The organism is Bradyrhizobium sp. NBAIM03 (assembly GCF_020194055.1).
GTDB classification, from domain to species: domain Bacteria; phylum Pseudomonadota; class Alphaproteobacteria; order Rhizobiales; family Xanthobacteraceae; genus Bradyrhizobium; species Bradyrhizobium yuanmingense.
The window spans coordinates 1-399 of sequence record NZ_JADYVS010000248.1; the positions used below are offsets into that span (position 1 = coordinate 1).

Sequence of the window (399 nt, forward strand, 5' to 3'; positions counted from 1 at the left end):
GCGCAATGGTGTGCGCGGCTTCCAGGTTGGTCTTGAAGATCGTGTCGTCGAAGTTGCGCGCGCCCACGTAGCCGCCGGTGTTGACGTCGATGGTCGTCATCGCCTCGGTCTGGTCGATCATCAGGTAGCCGCCCGATTTCAGGTCGACCCGGCGCGACAGCGCGCGCTCGACTTCCGCCTCGATGTTGTACAGGTCGAAGATTGGCCGTTCGCCGGTGTAATGCGTCAGGCGCTCGACCACGGCCGGCGTGTACTCCTGCGCAAACTCGACGAGCTTCTGATGGTTCTCGCGCGAATCGACCTGGATGCTGCGCGTTTCGTCCGTCACGAAATCGCGCAGCACGCGCTGGGCGAGGTTCAGGTCCTGGTACAGGATCGAGGGGGCGGGCAGGGTGGTTG

At 63.9% G+C, this 399-nt stretch carries 1 protein-coding gene; it reads right to left on the bottom strand.

Annotation, left to right across the window (positions count from 1 at the left end; genetic code table 11):
- Positions 1 to 399 (bottom strand): ribonuclease E/G (locus I6F21_RS38355; protein ID WP_225184468.1); only part of this gene is annotated, 399 nt, incomplete at both ends.